This window comes from Mumia xiangluensis (genome assembly GCF_010994095.1).
GTDB lineage: Bacteria > Actinomycetota > Actinomycetes > Propionibacteriales > Nocardioidaceae > Mumia > Mumia xiangluensis.
Window position 1 is genome coordinate 97,060 of record NZ_WJYO01000006.1, and the last position, 14,821, is coordinate 111,880.

Below are 14,821 nucleotides of genomic sequence, written 5' to 3' on the forward strand. Positions count from 1 at the left end.
TCGCGACCCGTGCCGTACGGGTCACTCCCACCGGAAGTATCGCGCAGCCAGTGCGCCGAGCCCGACCGTCCACGCCAGCAGCACCAGGACGTGCAGCATGTCCGGCATCCTCCCGGCGGCCGCCTCGTCGAGAGCGAGCGCTGCCGCTCCGTTCGGCGTCAGGGCGATGACGTCGCCCAGGAGGCCGGGCAGGACGGTGACCGGCACCCACACACCTGCCGTGAACATCGTCGGGAAGAAGACCACGGTCCCGATCGCCGCCGACGCCTTGGTCGACGGCGCGAGTCCGGAGATCAGGCCGCCCGTCGACAGGTTGGCCAGCACCGCGAGGACGAAGATCCCCAGGTACGCGATCGGGGAGCCTGGCAACGACACGTCGAAGACGAGCCGGCCGACCGTGACGGCGAGGATGGACCCCGCGAGGATCCCTGCGCCGTGGATCACCCACTGCGCCATGAGGATCTGCGTCGGTCGCGCCGGCGTCGTGGCGTAGCGCCGCAGCACCAGGTTCTCGCGGTACCCCGAGATGACCGCGGGCATGGACTGCAACGACGCCATGATCGCCGACAGCAGGACGACGATCGGGACGTAGAGGTCGATGACTCGGACGCCGCCCAGGTCGTCGCTCACCTCCCGGAAGGAGGGGATCGCCCCCAGGACGCAGAGCAGGATCGTCGGGAAGAAGACGATCCAGAACATCGCGCCGGGCTCGCGGAGCATGAGACGGCCCTCCGTGCGCAGCATCGCGACGGCCGGGGAGGTGGCGGTGCTCATCGGATCGACTCCTTGTCGGTCGCGCCGGTGGTGTCGTCTGCGGCGTCATCTGCGGTGATGAGGTCGAGGTAGGCCTCGTCCAGCGACGACTCGGTGATCCGGAGGTGCTCGGGACGCACGCCGTGGTCGCGGAGCCAGTCGAGCACGACGAGCACTGCCCGGTCGTCGCAGGCGACCTGGAGACGGCCACCCCGCTCCATCACGTCCGACACCCCGCCGAGATCGTTGAGCGCGGCGTGGTCCAGGGTTCCGCCCGGGACGAACGACATGACCAGCGGGGCCGCCGTACGTCCGATCAACCCGTCGGGCGTGTCGACCACGAGGATCCGTCCACGCTCCACCAGGGCGATGCGGTCGCACAGGTGCTGCGCCTCCTCCATCAGGTGAGTGACCAGCAGGATGGTGGTCCCCTCGGCGCGCACCTCCTCGATGAGCTCCCACACGTCGCGTCGCGACCGGGGGTCGAGGCCGGTGCTGAGCTCGTCGAGGAGCGCGACACGGGGGCGCCCGACGAGGGCCAGAGCGATCGCGAGCCGCTGCTGCTGACCGCCGGAGAGCTTGCGCCAGGGATGGTCGAGGCGTTCGCCCAGGCCCAGGCGGGTCGCGAGCTCGAGCGGGTCGCGTGGATCGTCGTAGAACGACGCGAACAGGTCGAGCGCCTCCCGGACCCGCAGCTTGGGCTGGAGTCCGGCGCTCTGCAGCTGCACACCGACCGAGCGCTTCACCGCGTCACGGTCGGCGACGGGATCGAGACCGAGGATGCGGACCGTGCCCGCGTCGGGGAGCCGCAGACCCGCGATGCACTCGACCGTCGTGCTCTTGCCTGAGCCGTTCGGACCGAGCACCCCGAAGATCTCACCCTCGGCGACGGTGAGGTCCACGTGGTCGACGGCCACCACCGGGCCGTACGTCTTTCTCAGTCCGCGCACCTCGATCGCGGGCGCTGATGTCGTCGTCATCCATCCATCCCATCGCGTACGCCGCTGCTGGCACATCCCCCGACCGGGTCGGGCGTGGTCCACCGATCGGCTGGGCAGGGGTCACCACGCACGGGCTCAGATCCGGTCGTAGACGAGCACGGCATTTCCCCCGGGGAACGTCGTGAGGTCGGTCAGGTCGAAGGAGACCGGCGCGAACGGTGCGCCGCCAAAGGCGGAGATCCCCGCGCCGGCGACCACCGGGTAGCGCTTGACGACGATCCGGTCGATCTCCGGAAGCACTGTCGCAGCCAGCCTGCTACCGCCGGCGAGGTAGACGTCGAGTGGAGCGTCCTCGGCTTTGAGGCCGCGTACGAGGGCGAGCGGGTCGTCACGCACGATCGTCACGTCGGCGGAGAGCTCCTCCTGTGTCGAGGAGACCACGTACTGGCGCAGGTGCGGGTACGGGCTGGCCATGCCCAGGGCGAGCCCAGGTTCGTACGTCCGCCGGCCCATCACGACCGTGTCGAAGTGGCGATTGGGGGCGTCGGTCAGCCCGACCTGGGTCCGGCCGAGGGAGGGGAGGACGTCGGGGTACTCCTCAAGCATCCACGCCGCATACGCGTCGGACGAGGGGAAGAAGTCGACCTCGTCGCTGGGGCCGGCGATGTAGCCGTCGATGGACACGGCGACGAGGTAGGTGAGGCGTCTCATGGCTCCAGCCTCGTCGGGGCCGGCGTCGGGACCAACACGTCCTTTTGGCAGGATCGATAACCCACGGGTGATCGGAGCGGAGGTCGTACGGCGGTGGAGCTGCGGGACATCGAGATCTTCCTCACCCTGGCCGACGAGCTCCACTTCGGGCGTACGGCCGAGCGCCTCAACGTCTCCCAGGCACGGGTCAGCCAGGCGATCGCGAAGCAGGAGCGCCGGATGGGCACCGTCCTGTTCGAGCGGACGAGCCGGCAGGTGAGCCTGACGCCGGTCGGGGCACGGTTGCGTGACGACCTGCGTCAGGGGTACGAGCTCATCCAGTCGGGCCTGGCACTCGCGAGCCGGTCCACCAGTACGCCCAACGGTGTCCTCACGCTGGCCACGATGGGGGCTGTCGGCCACCACATGCGACCGGTCGTCGACGCGTTCGTCGCGCGTCACCCGACCTGCTCCGTGGAGCCCCGTGAGTTTCACTTCAGCGACCCGTTCGGCAGGCTGCGGCGCGGTGAGGTCGACGTCCAGGTGACCTGGCTGCCGGTGTCCGAGCCTGATGTGCGGGTCGGTCCGCGGGTGCTGACCGAAGGTCGCGTCCTCGCCGTGCCGAGCAGCCATCCCCTCGCCACGGAGGGTGAGGTCTCGATCGAGGTGCTCGGCGACGAGATGGTGTTCGACATCGGCGCCGAGGCGCCGGGGTACTGGGAGCAGGCGATGCTGCCACGCCGGACGCCCGCCGGGCGGCCGGTGATCCGCGGCCACGGGGTGCGGACGTTCCACGAGGTCCTGACGCGGGTCGCCGCGGGGGACGGCGTGACACCGCTGAACGCCCACGTGTGCCGCTACTACACCATGCCGGGCGTGACCTACGTCCCCATCACAGACGTGCCGGACACCGAGTGGGCGCTGATCTGGCTCGCCGAGCGTGAGACCCCCGAGATCCGCGCGTTCGCCGACACCGCTCGGTCGCTCGGGCCCCGAGCGTTCTGATCGTCAGCCGGCGTCGGCGCCCGTGCGGCGGCGCGACCACCACTCCTGGAGCGCGTCGACCGCAGGACCCGGCGACTTCGCCCACGAGAGGTGGTCGATGCGCGCACCCTCGGGCGCAGCATCGCGGTGATAGTCCCACCAGGTCACGGCGTCGTCCTTGACGGGCCGGACCAGCGCGCGTGCCGCTCGCGGCACCGACAGCTGATCCCCCTCGACCTGCAGGACGAACGTCGGGATGTCGAGCACCTCGCGGGGAAGTCGGCCCGCCGGGTAGGGGAAGCGTCGCCGCCGGACGAGGCGCGACCACTCACGCATCAGCGTGCGCGGCTGCGGACCACCGAAGCCCCAGGCGGGCCAGTATCCGTAGAGCGCCGTCACGGGCGGAACCGCGGCGGCGAGAGCCCAGATCCCCCAGAACCGCTTGCCGTAGCGGCGGTAGTACGGCTCCGAGGCGCCAGCGAGGACGAGCCCGTCGACCTGCCCGCCGGTCAGTGCGTACCCGAGCGCCGCCTGACCGCCCAGACTGTGCCCGAGGACGACGACCGGGATGCCGGGGTGCTGGCTCCGGATGCGCGAGGCGTGCTCGTCGAGCGCGGCGACCAGCTGGGCGTACCCCCAGTCGTTGCGGCGTGACGGCGCCTCGGTGTCGCGGTCGATCCCACGTGCGGCGAGCGTGCAGGCGCTCCAGCCGATCGCCTCGAGCGCTGCTGCGAGCTCGCGGTAGTAGGCGGAATGGACCCCCATCGCGGCCGCGATGACGACGTGGGGTCGGGTCGAGTCTGTGTGCACGAGGGGGAAGTCTAGGACGGGCCGGGGTCGTGCAGGTCGTTGAGGGCATCGAGTCGGCGGAGGTGGTCCCCGGTGAGGGTGACCTGCCCGGCGGCGACGTTCTCCTCGAGATGCGCGACCTGCTTCGTCCCCGGGATGGGGACGAGCGCGGCGGAGTGCGCGAGCAGCCAGGCGAGCGCGACCTGCGCGGGCGTGGCGCCCACCTCCCGGCCGATCGCCGCCACGGCGGTGGCAGCGGCCGATCCCGACGCGGCCCCGGCGACGGGCCTCCACGGGAGGAAGGCGACGCCGGCCGCCTCGCAGGCGGCGAGCACGGGTTCGTACTCCCGGTCGAAGACGCTGTAGCGGTTCTGGACGGACGCGACGTCGGCCACGTCTCGCGCCACCTGAAGCTGCTCGACGCTCACCTCGGACAGGCCGATCCGCGCGATCTTGCCCTCGCGCCGCAGCTCGTCCAGCGCGCCGACCTGGTCAGCGAGAGGTGTTGCCGGATCGACACGGTGCAGCTGAAGCAGCGCGATCTGCTCGACCCGCAGTCGTCGCAGCCCCTCGTCGACCTGCCGACGAAGCGACTCCGGTCGCCCGTCGTACGTCCAGTCGCCGGTCGCGGCGTCGCGCACCACCCCGACCTTGGTGGCGACCATCACCTCGCTGGGCCAGGGGTGCAGGGCCTCGGCGACGAGCTCCTCGTTGGCGCCCCACCCGTAGAGGTGTGCGGTGTCGACGAGCGGCACGCCCAGCGCGACCGCGCGCCGAAGGACGGCTGTCGAGGCGTCGCGGGCGGCTCCCGGCGAGGTCGGCAGCTGCATCGCCCCGAACCCGATCCTCCTGGCCGCGTGATCTCCATCGGCGAGGAAGGTGCGGGGCGTCTCCATGCGGCCCCACCCTAGGGTGCGTCGAGGGTCGGGTCCGCGTAGACGACCACGCGACCGTCGCGCGCGAAGCCGGCCAGCGTGAGGCCCGTCCTGTCGCACAGGCGCGCGGCAAGGGTCGTCGGTGCACCGACCCCGACCACGGCCGTCACGCCCGCGACCGCAGCCTTCTGCACGATCTCGAACCCGATCCGCCCGCTGGTGCACAGCGCCAGCCCGGCAGTCGGGAGCCCCTCGCGGAGGCTGCCCTCCAGAAGACAGTGGCCGACGGCCTTGTCGACCGCGTTGTGCCGGCCCACGTCCTCCCGGACGACCACCACCGTGCCGTCAGGCCTGAAGAGGCCGGCGGCGTGGGCGCCTCCGGTCCGGTCGAAGTGGCGCTGGTGCCGCCGCAGCTCGTCGGGCAGCGAGGCGAGCGCGAACGGCTCCCAGGCGCCGTCCACAGCGACCGGACGCTCGGGCAGGCCCGCCACGAGCGTCTCGACCTCGTCCAGCGAGTCCGTCCCGCAGACACCGCACGCCGACGTGGCGCGCAGCGAGCGCTCCTGCCACGTCCGGGTCGGGGGACCGGTGAGAGCGACGGTCACGACGTTGAACCGCTGCGCGTCGGTCAGGTCGGCATCGGTGCAGTACGCGATCCCGGCGAGGTCGTCGCGGCTGTTGACGACGCCCTCGGCGAGCACGAGGCCCGCCGCGAGCTCGAAGTCGTGTCCCGGTGTGCGCATGGTCACACCGAGCCGGCGGTCGCTCGAGCCGGGTGCGGAGATGCGGATCTCCAGCGGCTCCTCGGCGATCAGCCGGTCCTCGTGCGCCCGCGAGACGCCGTCGACCCATTCGACGACGCGACGCCGCGAGGTGGGTGCGGTCATGCCCCAAGCCTAGGTCCGGGGGCCTGGAGCACCAGGTCTAGCATCGAATCATGACGATGCACCGGGCGCCGGCCCTCGACCCTGCAGATCCGCTCGGGATCGACGACCTCCTCGAAGCCGACGAGGTGGCGATCCGGCAGAGCGTCCGCGCGATGCTCGACGCGGAGGTCGAGCCGCACGTCGCGGGTTGGTTCGAGACCGGTGACCTCCCCGCCCGGGACCTGATGCGCGAGTTCGGCAAGCTCGGCCTGCTCGGCATGCACCTCGAGGGCTACGGCTGCGCGGGGACGAGCGCGACGGCGTACGGCATCGCGTGTCTCGAGCTCGAGGCGGCCGACTCCGGGATCCGCTCGATGGTGTCGGTGCAGGGATCGCTCGCGATGTTCGCGATCTGGGCGTACGGGTCGGAGGAGCAGAAGCAGACCTGGCTGCCGCGGATGGCCGCCGGCGAGGCGGTCGGCTGCTTCGGCCTGACCGAGCCCGACGCTGGTTCCGACCCTGCGAGCATGCGCACGAACGCCCGGCAGGACGCGGGGGGTGACTGGATCCTCAACGGCTCGAAGATGTGGATCACGAACGGCTCGATCGCCGACGTCGCCGTCGTGTGGGCGCAGACCGACGGAGGGGTGCGTGGCTTCGTCGTACCCACGGACACACCGGGCTTCACCGGCACCACGATCAAGCACAAGCTGTCGCTGCGCGCCTCGGTCACGGCCGAGCTCGTCCTCGACGGCGTACGCCTTCCCGCCGACGCCGTGCTTCCCGAGGTGACCGGGCTCAAGGGGCCGCTGTCGTGCCTCAGCGAGGCCCGCTACGGGATCGTGTGGGGGGCGATGGGCGCCGCTCGTGCGTCGTACGACGCGGCGCGTGACTACGCGGCCACCCGGACCCAGTTCGGGGCGCCGATCGCGGCGTTCCAGCTGACGCAGGAGAAGCTCGCGACCATGTCGCTGGAGCTCAACAAGGGCATCCTTCTCGCGCTGCACCTGGGGCGCCGCAAGGACAAGGTCGGGCTGCGTCCCGAGCAGGTGAGCTACGGCAAGCTCAACAACGTGCGCGAGGCGCTGGAGATCTGCCGCACGGCACGCACGATCCTCGGCGCGAACGGCATCTCGCTCGAGTACCCGGTGATCCGGCACATGAACAACCTCGAGTCCGTCCTCACCTACGAGGGCACCTCCGAGATGCACACGCTGATCATCGGGCAGGCCCTCACCGGTATCCCGTCCTACCGTCCGCCGCAGGCCTGAGGCCGCCCGATGTCCCTGTGGTTCGCCTGGTTCGTCGCGCTCGCCGCGGTCGGGGTCGCCGCGTACGCCGCGTACCTCCTCGTCCGTGACAGGCCGGTCGACAACCCGCTCTTCTACCTGGCGTCGGCGCTCGAGGTCCTCGTGCTGGTGCAGCTCGTGGCCGGCTGCGTCGCCCTCGCCGGCACCTCGCGCGACGTCGAGGGGGTCACGTTCGTCGGCTACCTGCTCACGTGCGCCGTGATCCCGCCCGCCGCGGTCGTGTGGGGCGTCGCTGAGAAGACCCGGTGGGGGACCGGCGTCGTCGTCGTCGGGATGCTGACCGTCGCCGTGCTGGTCGCGCGGCTCGTCCAGATCTGGGGTGGACATGCCTGAGCAACCCGCCGAGACCGGGTCCGGCTTCGGCCGCGTGCTCGTGGCCGTCTACGCCGTGTTCGCGATCTCGGCCACGGCCCGCTCGCTGGTGCAGCTCGTGCTGCACTTCGACGAGGCCCCGCTCGCGTACCTGTTGTCAGCGTTCGCCGCGGCCGTCTACATCGTCGCGACGATCGCCCTCGCGCGGCGCGGCCCGACGTCGTCGAAGGTCGCCACGGTGGCGATCGGCGTGGAGCTCGTCGGCGTCCTCGTCGTCGGCACGCTCACCGTCCTCGACCCCGAGCTGTTTCCCGACGCCACGGTGTGGTCCGACTTCGGGGCCGGTTACGGCTACGTCCCGCTCGTCCTCCCGGTCGTCGGGATGTGGTGGGTCCTGCGTACGCGAGCACGCCAGCGGAGCGCCTGACCCGGGGGAGCACCGGCCTCGCTCCGCCTGGTGACCGGCGGGTAGTCTCGTCCGCGTGAATGAGCGCACGGTGATCACCTTCGGCACGTTCGACGTCTTCCACGTCGGGCACGTCCGCATCCTCGAGCGAGCAGCCTCGCTCGGCGACCGACTTGTCGTCGGTGTCTCCGCAGATGCCCTGAACGTGCGCAAGAAGGGCCGTGCCCCGGTCTTCTCCCAGGAGGAGCGGATCGAGATCGTGTCGGCGCTCCGCTGCGTCGACGAGGTCTTCGTCGAGGAGAGCCTGGAGCTCAAGGGCGACTACATCCGCAAGTTCGAGGCGGACGTGCTGACGATGGGTGACGACTGGAAGGGCCGGTTCGACGAGTTCTCGTCGCTGTGCGAGGTCGTCTACTTCCCGCGTACGCCGTCGGTGTCCACCACGGCCCTCATCGAGCACATCGCGTCCATCACCTGACGGCCCCACGCCTGTCAGGGCTCTTCGGGCAGTCCCGCCTGGCGACGTCGGCGGACCTGGATGACCCGGACGACGAGGAACGCGGCGATGGCGACCAGGGCCAGCACGAGGACGATCTTCGAGTAGGTCCCGACGACGTCGCTCACCGTCTCCCAGCGGTTGCCCAGCCCGTAGCCGAGCATGATGAACAGCGTGTTCCAGATGGCGCTCCCTAGCGCGGTCAAGGTCAGGAACACCCGCAGCGGCATGCGTTCGAGGCCGGCCGGGATCGAGATGAGGCTGCGGAAGATCGGCACGAACCGCCCGAAGAAGACCGCCTTGGTGCCGTGCTTGGCGAACCACGCCTCCGTCTTCTCGACGTCGGTGACCTTCACGAGCGGCATCCGGGCCACCACGGCGTACAGGCGGTCGCGTCCGAACCACTGCCCGATCCAGTAGAGGGCGAGCGCGCCGACGATCGAGCCGATGGTGGTGCAGACCAGGGCGGCGGCGAGGTTCATGTCGCCGACGCTGGCGGTGAAGCCGGCGAGCGGGAGGATCACCTCGCTGGGGATCGGAGGGAAGATGTTCTCCAGCGCGACGGCCAGCCCGGCCCCGGGCGCGCCGAGCCAGTCCATCAGGTCGGCTGCGAAGCCGGCGATCCCTCCGATGTCACTCACGCGTAGAGCCTAGCGATGACCCCTGAGGGTCCTCTCAAGCGCTCCGCCGTGCCCGTCGACGCTGCGACCAGCGCTCGGCCTCGACGTCCACGTCCCGGGTGGGTGTGATCACCGGGGGCCCGCCGCGCAGCTGGCGACGCGCCTCCACGACACGGCTGTTGAAGGCCGCGACGGCGTCGCGGACCGCCGCCTCTGTGGGCAGACGGTCGAGTGCCGCGTCAAGGTCTGCATCGTCCTTGCGGAGCTGCAGCGCCTCCGGGAGGACGCCGCTGATCTGCTCGCGGTCGATCAGCCGCTTCACCCACCAGTCCGGGTCGTGGGTGTCGCCGAGGCCCGGGATCGGCTTGCCGTGGAGCGGCAGGTCGTCGAACTCGCCCCGGGCCATCGCGGCGCGGATCTGCTGGTCGACGTACGACGCCTTCTGAACGGCGAGCGTCTCCGGGTCGATGCGGGCGGTGCGGTTGGTACGGGCGCTGTCGGCGCGGCGGTCGCGGTCACTCACGGTCACACCTCCGTCTCCAGGCTAACCGGGGTCATCCTCCGGGGGTGATGCCGTGTGCGGACCGACGTCGGACGATGTGAGGGCCGAGGAGTGAGGGGGCATCAGCGTGAACGTGGTCATCGGCGTGCTCTTCGTGGTGGCGGTGACCGCCCTGACGGTCACCGTCATGCTCGTCGTCCGCAAGCGCGCGCCGGAGGGCAGCTACTTCTCCGACGGGGATCGCGCCTCGGGGGTCTTCGGCGTTCTCGCGACGGGGTTCGCGGTCATCCTCGGCTTCATCATCTTCCTCGCCTTCGAGTCGTACGACGCCTCGCGCACCGGTGCTGAGACCGAGGCGCTGGCCGTCGTCCAGCAGGTGGAGACCGCCCAGTTCCTTCCGCCGGAGATCGGTGAGGAGCTCACGGGCATGCTGATCTGCTATGCGCGGTCGGTCATCGGGACGGAGTGGCCGGCGATGGACGCGGGCACCCTCGGCGACGCCTTCAACCCCTGGGGGGCCGAGCTGTTCAGGACGATGCGGGCGTACGAGCCGGAGACGGCGGCCGAGCAGTCGGCGTACGACCGGTGGATGGATCAGACCGGCGCGCGGGAGGAGGCGCGGATCGACCGGGTCCACGGCGTCGAAGGCGTGGTGCCGCTGCCCATCTGGTTGGGCCTGTTCGTCATCGCGGCGGTGATCTTCGCGTACATGCTGTTCTTCGCCGACCGGGCCGAGCGAGCACGGACCCAGGCGATGCTGATGGGGAGCGTCACGTTCGTCATCACCCTCCTGCTGCTCCTGCTCGTCTTCTTCGACAACCCCCACGGCGACGGTGTGGGCAGGCTCGAGCCCACCGCGATGGAGCGCTCCCTGCGCCTCGTGGACGCCGCCCTCGTGGTCGCCGGTGTCGACCCGACGATCCCGTGCGACGGCGATGGCCGAGCACGCTGAGCCGTCCCGCGAGCGGGGCACCGTGTTCCGCGACCTCGTGGTCACGGTCCTCCTCGTGGTCGCGGCGGTCGCGACGTCCTGGAGCAGCTATCAGGCCGCCCGCTGGCACGGCGAGCAGGCCGAGGCTGCGAGCCGTACGAGTGCGATCCGGTTCGAGGCCGCTCGCGAGCAGGGGTTGGCGGAGGCCCAGAACGAGATCGACGTGGCGACGTTCATCGCCTGGGTCGACGCGGACCGTACTGGGGAGCCGGAGCTGGCGGCGTTCTACGAGGCCAGGTTCCGGCCGGAGTTCCAACCTGCGTTCGAGGCGTGGAAGGCGACGGACCCGTTCACCGACCGGGCGGCGCCGCCGACACCGTTCGCGATGCCCGAGTACGACGTGGCGGCGAGCGCGAAGGCCGACCAGCTCGACCGCGAGGCCGACGCGTCGGCTGCGGAGGTACGGGAGGACATCCAGCGGGCGGGCAACTACGTGCTGACGGTCGTCCTGTACGCGGTCGCACTGTTCTTCGCCGGCATGAGCACGAAGATCGGCAACCGGCGCCTGCAGACGGTCATGATCGTCGCCGGCTACGTGGTGCTCGTCGGCGCGATCGCCTGGGTCGCGACGTTCCCCGTCAGCATCGCCGTCTGATCTGCGCCGTCAGTCGAGCACCGGTGCGTAGGTGAGGAGCACGTTGCCGCCGTCGAACTCCCGCAGCCCCGTTCGCCTCAGCGGCACCGGTCCGGCGAGCCCGCCGAGCACGCTCTGGCCCTGCCCGAGCGCGACCGGGTTCACGATGATCCGCACCTCGTCCACGACGCCGGTCGGGAGCAGCTCGGCGACGAGGGTCGAGCTGCCGAAGATGGCGATGTCCTTGCCCGGCTTCTCCTTGAGCGACCGGACGTGCTCGGCGATCCCGTCCGGCACGAACGTCGTCGGGCCCCATGCATGCTCACTCATGGTGCGCGACGCGACCACCTTGGGCAGGTCGTTCATGAAGCCGGCGACGACCGGGTCCTCCGCGTACGCCTCTGGGGTCGGCCAGTAGGAGGCCATCATCTCGAACGTGACGCGCCCCATCACGATCGTGTCGATCTGGCCCTCCTGCGAGCGCGAGTACTCCTCGAACTCCTCGTCGATGTCGAACCACTCGGTGCCTCCTCCCGCGTCGGCGTGGTATCCGTCCACCGACGTCAGCAAGAACGCGTACACAGTGCGCATGGACCCTCCTCAGGTGCGGTTGCTCCTGGAGATGACGGTGCAGGACGGGCGAACTCATCGGTGCGCGGTGGCAGACTCGGCAAGATGACCGACACGTACGCCGTACCGACCGCTTCAGGGCTTCCCGACCACGCCGACCTCCTCGACGCCACACGCACGGTCCGTCAGGTGTTTGCCGCCACGCCGCAGCAGGTGTGGCCGCTGCTGTCCCAGGCCTTGGGGACCACCGCCTGGGTCAAGCACGAGAACCACACGCCGCTCGGCGCCTTCAAGGCACGCAGTGCGCTGGTCTACTTCGACCGGTTGGCGCGCAGCGGGGAGCTGCCGGCCGGCGTCGTGTCGGCGACGCGTGGCAACCACGGCCAGGCACTGGCGTTCGCCGCGGCGCAGCACGGGATCCCGGCGACCGTCGTCGTGCCGCGGGGCAACAGCCGTGAGAAGAACGCCGCCATGCAGGCGCTCGGTGCCGATCTGGTCGAGTACGGCGACGACTTCCAGGAGTCGCTCGAGCACGCCGCCCGGATGGCAGACGAACGCGGGATCGCGCTCGCGCCGAACTTCCACCCGTGGCTGGTGGCCGGCGCAGGGACGTACGCGATGGAGCTGTTGACGGCGGTGCCGGACCTCGACGTGGTCTACGTGCCGATCGGCCTGGGCTCCGGGGTGTGCGGCATGCTCGCTGCCAAGGCGGCACTCCGGCACCCCGTCGAGGTCGTCGGCGTCGTCTCGGCGGGTGCGACGGCGTACGCGGACTCCCTAACCGCCGGGACGCTGGTGTCCTCGCCCGTGACGACGCAGATCGCCGACGGGATGGCCTGCCGCACCCCCGTCTCGGAGGCTCTCGCGCTCATCCGGGACGGGGTCTCGCGACTCGTCGTGGTGAGCGACGAGGAGGTCGCGGATGCGATGCGGCTGCTGTTCCGCGCGACACACAACGTCGCCGAGGGGGCCGGAGCCGCTGCCACGGCCGCCGCCGCGCAGGACCGGGCCCGCAACCAGGGCCGTACGATCGGCGTCGTCGTCACCGGCGGCAACGTCGACACCGACGTGTACGCCGCTGCGCTCGGGCGACCGGCATGAGCGGCCGGTCGGTCGACGAGCACCTCGCCGCGGTGACGCCCGCCAAGCGACGGCGCGACGCGGAGACGCTTCTGGCGATGATGGCGCGGGTCACGGGGGAGGAGCCCACGATGTGGGCGACGATCGTCGCCTTCGGTAGCTACCACTACCGGTACGCGAGCGGCAGGGAGGGCGACGCGCCGGCGGCGGGCTTCGCACCCCGCAAGGCCGCCACGACGATCTACCTGGCGGACGGCGTCGACACGTACGCCGCTGAGCTCGCGCGGCTCGGTCCCCACAGCACCGGTGTCGGGTGCCTGTACATCAAGGACCTCGAGGCGGTCGACCTCGACGTGCTGGAGCAGATCGTGGCGGCGTCGTACGCGCGGGTGACCGAAGGCACGTTCGGCGAGCGTGCTCGCGACGGCGGCGCCGACGCCTGACGCGGGGGCTCAGAGCATCCGTCGGAGGAAGCGGTCGCGGTCGACGAGCTGGTGCTTGAGCGCGAAGCCGACGTGGAGGGCGATCGCCGCATACAGCACGAGGTGGCTCGCCACGTGCAGCGCGACCAGGGTGTCGTCGTCGGCGAACGACCACGGCGCCTGCCACTCGCCCTTGTCGCTGGTCTCGAAGTCCTCGCCGGAGCCGAGCACCAGCGCCAGGCCCGTCAGCGGGACGACGAACAGCAGCGCGTAGAGGGAGCGCTCCACCACGGTGGCGAACCGCCGCTCGCGGGGTGTGAGAGTCGGCGGCCACGGCGGCAACGTGGTGATGAGGCGCCAGGCGAGGCGCACCACGGCGAGAGCGAGGATGGCGAGCCCGAGCGCCATGTGCAGCGGCAGCAGGAGGTCCTCGTCACCGTCGTACGCGCTGTCCACCCAGCCGTCGAGCGGCCCTCCGCCGCCGGTCATGGTGTAGCCGACGAGGAGCTGGGCCACCAGGGCGAGCACCGTCACCCAGTGCAGCAGGCGTGCGACGACGCCGTGCCGGGCCACCGTGGGAGGTGCCGCGCTGACGACCACCGGGCCTCCGATCGCGACGAGGGGACAGGCGCTCAGGATCGCTGCCCGGCGGTGCGTCCGCAAGGCGTCGATGAGTCCCGCGCGCGGATGCGGTCGTACGAGCAGACCGACTCCCACCGGAGGTGCACCATGGCGACCGGAGCCGAGCGGGCGCAGACGGCCCAGCAGATGTTCGACTCGTACCGTGCTCAGGACCGCGCGACGGCGGAAGCGCTCATTGCTCCGGACTTCGTGTTCACGAGCCCGCAGGACGACCACATCGACCGCGCGGCGTACTTCGAGCGGTGCTTCCCGACCGCCGACCGCTTCACGCGCCAGGAGCTGCTGCACGTCGTGGAGGTAGGGGCCGAGGACGTGGTGATGGTCTACGAGTACGACGTCCGTGACGGCGGCACGTTCCGTAACGCGGAGCTCCTCACCGTCGTGGACGGCCGGCTCACGGAGGTCCAGGTGTTCTTCGGCGGCGCCGCGCGCTGAGGCGGTGGCTCACTTCGGCGCCCATCCGAACATCTCTGCCGCGGGGAGGGTCGCGCCGTCGAGTCGGCCGAGCGCGTCGACGATCCGGCGTTCCTCCCAGCGAAGGTGCGACTCGAGCACGGAGGCGAGGCCGGCGACCTCGCCGCGGAGGCGTTCGTGGGCTGAGTGATCGGCATCCGCGGCCTCGGACGCCAGGTGCTCGATCCGCCCGAGAAGGTGAGCCACCAACGTGTGGTCGTGCTCCAGCTCGGCGAGCACGGGTGCCAGCTCGGGAACGACCGCGGCGAGCGCTGGGAAGGCGGTGCGGTCCTCGCTCGAGTGGTGCTGCGTGACGGCGGTGCAGAACGCGAGGCAGTGCTGGCGGAGCGAGCGGGGGAGCAGGGGAGCGGCGCTGTCGGAATCGGGAGAGTCGAAGGCGTCGACGAGTCGGTCGAGGTGGGTCCGCAGCTCGTCGTGCACCGCGACGAGGGCGGTCCCGAGAGCGAGGGCGCGGTCGGATTCTTGGGAAGGCATAGGCGGCAAGTCTCGACGGCCTGACGGGACGAGGGCAAGCCGCGCTGGGA

At 70.9% G+C, this 14,821-nt stretch carries 21 protein-coding genes; 10 read left to right on the plus strand and 11 right to left on the minus strand.

All coding sequences use genetic code 11. The features are described 5' to 3' along the window. Positions 1–21: 21 nt before the first annotated feature. From GH747_RS18060 to GH747_RS18070, 3 genes are all read right to left on the minus strand, one after another. A complete protein-coding gene (locus GH747_RS18060; RefSeq protein WP_149771029.1) occupies positions 22–774 on the minus strand; it encodes an ABC transporter permease in 753 nt (250 codons plus the stop codon). Continuing rightward, on the minus strand, positions 771–1,733 hold the full coding sequence (locus tag GH747_RS18065; protein WP_149771030.1) for an ABC transporter ATP-binding protein: 963 nt from the start codon (positions 1,731–1,733) through the stop codon (positions 771–773). Before GH747_RS18065 ends, GH747_RS18060 begins: the two co-directional genes overlap by 4 nt. A 96-nt stretch (positions 1,734–1,829) precedes the next feature. After that, complete coding sequence (locus tag GH747_RS18070) at positions 1,830–2,405, minus strand: dihydrofolate reductase family protein (protein ID WP_149771031.1); 576 nt, start codon at positions 2,403–2,405, stop codon at positions 1,830–1,832. A 93-nt stretch (positions 2,406–2,498) separates the two neighbouring features. Here GH747_RS18070 and GH747_RS18075 point away from each other — a divergent pair, with 93 nt between their 5' ends. After that, the gene (locus GH747_RS18075) at positions 2,499–3,389 is read left to right on the plus strand and encodes a LysR family transcriptional regulator (protein WP_149771032.1); all 891 of its coding nucleotides are present in this window, start codon (positions 2,499–2,501) and stop codon (positions 3,387–3,389) included. Between the two features lie 3 nt (positions 3,390–3,392). Here GH747_RS18075 and GH747_RS18080 read toward each other — a convergent pair whose 3' ends face one another. Genes GH747_RS18080 through GH747_RS18090 form a run of 3 tightly spaced genes read right to left on the minus strand, consistent with a single transcriptional unit; the run spans position 3,393 to position 5,919 of the window. After that, positions 3,393–4,178, minus strand: coding sequence for an alpha/beta fold hydrolase (locus GH747_RS18080; protein ID WP_149771033.1), 786 nt, complete (start codon positions 4,176–4,178; stop codon positions 3,393–3,395). 11 nt (positions 4,179–4,189) lie between these two features. Next, positions 4,190–5,053, minus strand: coding sequence for an aldo/keto reductase (locus tag GH747_RS18085; protein WP_149771034.1), 864 nt, complete (start codon positions 5,051–5,053; stop codon positions 4,190–4,192). A gap of 11 nt (positions 5,054–5,064) precedes the next feature. Further along, entirely contained in the window at positions 5,065–5,919 is an 855-nt protein-coding gene (locus GH747_RS18090) for a formate dehydrogenase accessory sulfurtransferase FdhD (RefSeq protein WP_149771035.1), read from the minus strand. Positions 5,920–5,969: 50 nt separating this feature from the next. Between GH747_RS18090 and GH747_RS18095 the strand changes: the two genes are divergently transcribed. The 4 genes from GH747_RS18095 to GH747_RS18110 are packed head-to-tail and all read left to right on the plus strand — an operon-like array spanning position 5,970 to position 8,404. Next, positions 5,970–7,169 carry an acyl-CoA dehydrogenase family protein gene (locus GH747_RS18095; protein WP_149771036.1) on the plus strand — a complete coding sequence of 400 codons (1,200 nt, stop codon included), beginning with the start codon at positions 5,970–5,972 and terminating at the stop codon, positions 7,167–7,169. A gap of 9 nt (positions 7,170–7,178) precedes the next feature. Beyond that, a complete protein-coding gene (locus GH747_RS18100; protein WP_149771037.1) occupies positions 7,179–7,541 on the plus strand; it encodes a hypothetical protein in 363 nt (120 codons plus the stop codon). Then, positions 7,534–7,947, plus strand: a complete 414-nt coding sequence (locus GH747_RS18105) for a hypothetical protein (protein WP_149771038.1) — start codon at positions 7,534–7,536, stop codon at positions 7,945–7,947. Before GH747_RS18100 ends, GH747_RS18105 begins: the two co-directional genes overlap by 8 nt. A 55-nt stretch (positions 7,948–8,002) precedes the next feature. Then, positions 8,003–8,404 (plus strand): FAD synthase family protein, encoded by a 402-nt coding sequence (locus GH747_RS18110; protein WP_149771039.1) that lies wholly within the window; start codon positions 8,003–8,005, stop codon positions 8,402–8,404. Positions 8,405–8,418: 14 nt separating this feature from the next. Here the strand turns inward: GH747_RS18110 and GH747_RS18115 are convergent, their stop codons facing one another. Further along, positions 8,419–9,063, minus strand: coding sequence for a DedA family protein (locus GH747_RS18115; RefSeq protein ID WP_228552991.1), 645 nt, complete (start codon positions 9,061–9,063; stop codon positions 8,419–8,421). Positions 9,064–9,097: 34 nt separating this feature from the next. After that, on the minus strand, positions 9,098–9,565 hold the full coding sequence (locus tag GH747_RS18120) for a DnaJ family domain-containing protein (RefSeq protein WP_228552992.1): 468 nt from the start codon (positions 9,563–9,565) through the stop codon (positions 9,098–9,100). A 106-nt stretch (positions 9,566–9,671) separates the two neighbouring features. Here GH747_RS18120 and GH747_RS18125 point away from each other — a divergent pair, with 106 nt between their 5' ends. Then, on the plus strand, positions 9,672–10,496 hold the full coding sequence (locus tag GH747_RS18125) for a bestrophin-like domain (RefSeq protein ID WP_149771040.1): 825 nt from the start codon (positions 9,672–9,674) through the stop codon (positions 10,494–10,496). Beyond that, a complete protein-coding gene (locus GH747_RS18130; RefSeq protein WP_149771041.1) occupies positions 10,480–11,130 on the plus strand; it encodes a hypothetical protein in 651 nt (216 codons plus the stop codon). Before GH747_RS18125 ends, GH747_RS18130 begins: the two co-directional genes overlap by 17 nt. A gap of 9 nt (positions 11,131–11,139) precedes the next feature. Here GH747_RS18130 and GH747_RS18135 read toward each other — a convergent pair whose 3' ends face one another. Continuing rightward, positions 11,140–11,700: a dihydrofolate reductase family protein gene (locus GH747_RS18135; RefSeq protein WP_149771042.1), complete on the minus strand. Its 561-nt coding sequence runs from the start codon at positions 11,698–11,700 to the stop codon at positions 11,140–11,142. 84 nt (positions 11,701–11,784) lie between these two features. On the opposite strand from GH747_RS18135, the gene GH747_RS18140 reads away from it, so the two are divergent. Both GH747_RS18140 and GH747_RS18145 read left to right on the plus strand, forming a co-directional pair. Then, positions 11,785–12,780: a threonine dehydratase gene (locus tag GH747_RS18140; protein ID WP_149771043.1), complete on the plus strand. Its 996-nt coding sequence runs from the start codon at positions 11,785–11,787 to the stop codon at positions 12,778–12,780. Beyond that, positions 12,777–13,202, plus strand: coding sequence for a DUF1801 domain-containing protein (locus GH747_RS18145; protein WP_149771044.1), 426 nt, complete (start codon positions 12,777–12,779; stop codon positions 13,200–13,202). Before GH747_RS18140 ends, GH747_RS18145 begins: the two co-directional genes overlap by 4 nt. 9 nt (positions 13,203–13,211) lie before the next feature. Here the strand turns inward: GH747_RS18145 and GH747_RS18150 are convergent, their stop codons facing one another. Continuing rightward, on the minus strand, positions 13,212–13,898 hold the full coding sequence (locus tag GH747_RS18150; protein ID WP_163695763.1) for a cytochrome b: 687 nt from the start codon (positions 13,896–13,898) through the stop codon (positions 13,212–13,214). Between the two features lie 12 nt (positions 13,899–13,910). On the opposite strand from GH747_RS18150, the gene GH747_RS18155 reads away from it, so the two are divergent. After that, positions 13,911–14,258, plus strand: a complete 348-nt coding sequence (locus GH747_RS18155; protein WP_194842929.1) for a nuclear transport factor 2 family protein — start codon at positions 13,911–13,913, stop codon at positions 14,256–14,258. 9 nt (positions 14,259–14,267) lie between these two features. Here GH747_RS18155 and GH747_RS18160 read toward each other — a convergent pair whose 3' ends face one another. Further along, on the minus strand, positions 14,268–14,771 hold the full coding sequence (locus tag GH747_RS18160; protein ID WP_163695766.1) for a hemerythrin domain-containing protein: 504 nt from the start codon (positions 14,769–14,771) through the stop codon (positions 14,268–14,270). Between the last annotated feature and the right edge of the window lie 50 nt (positions 14,772–14,821).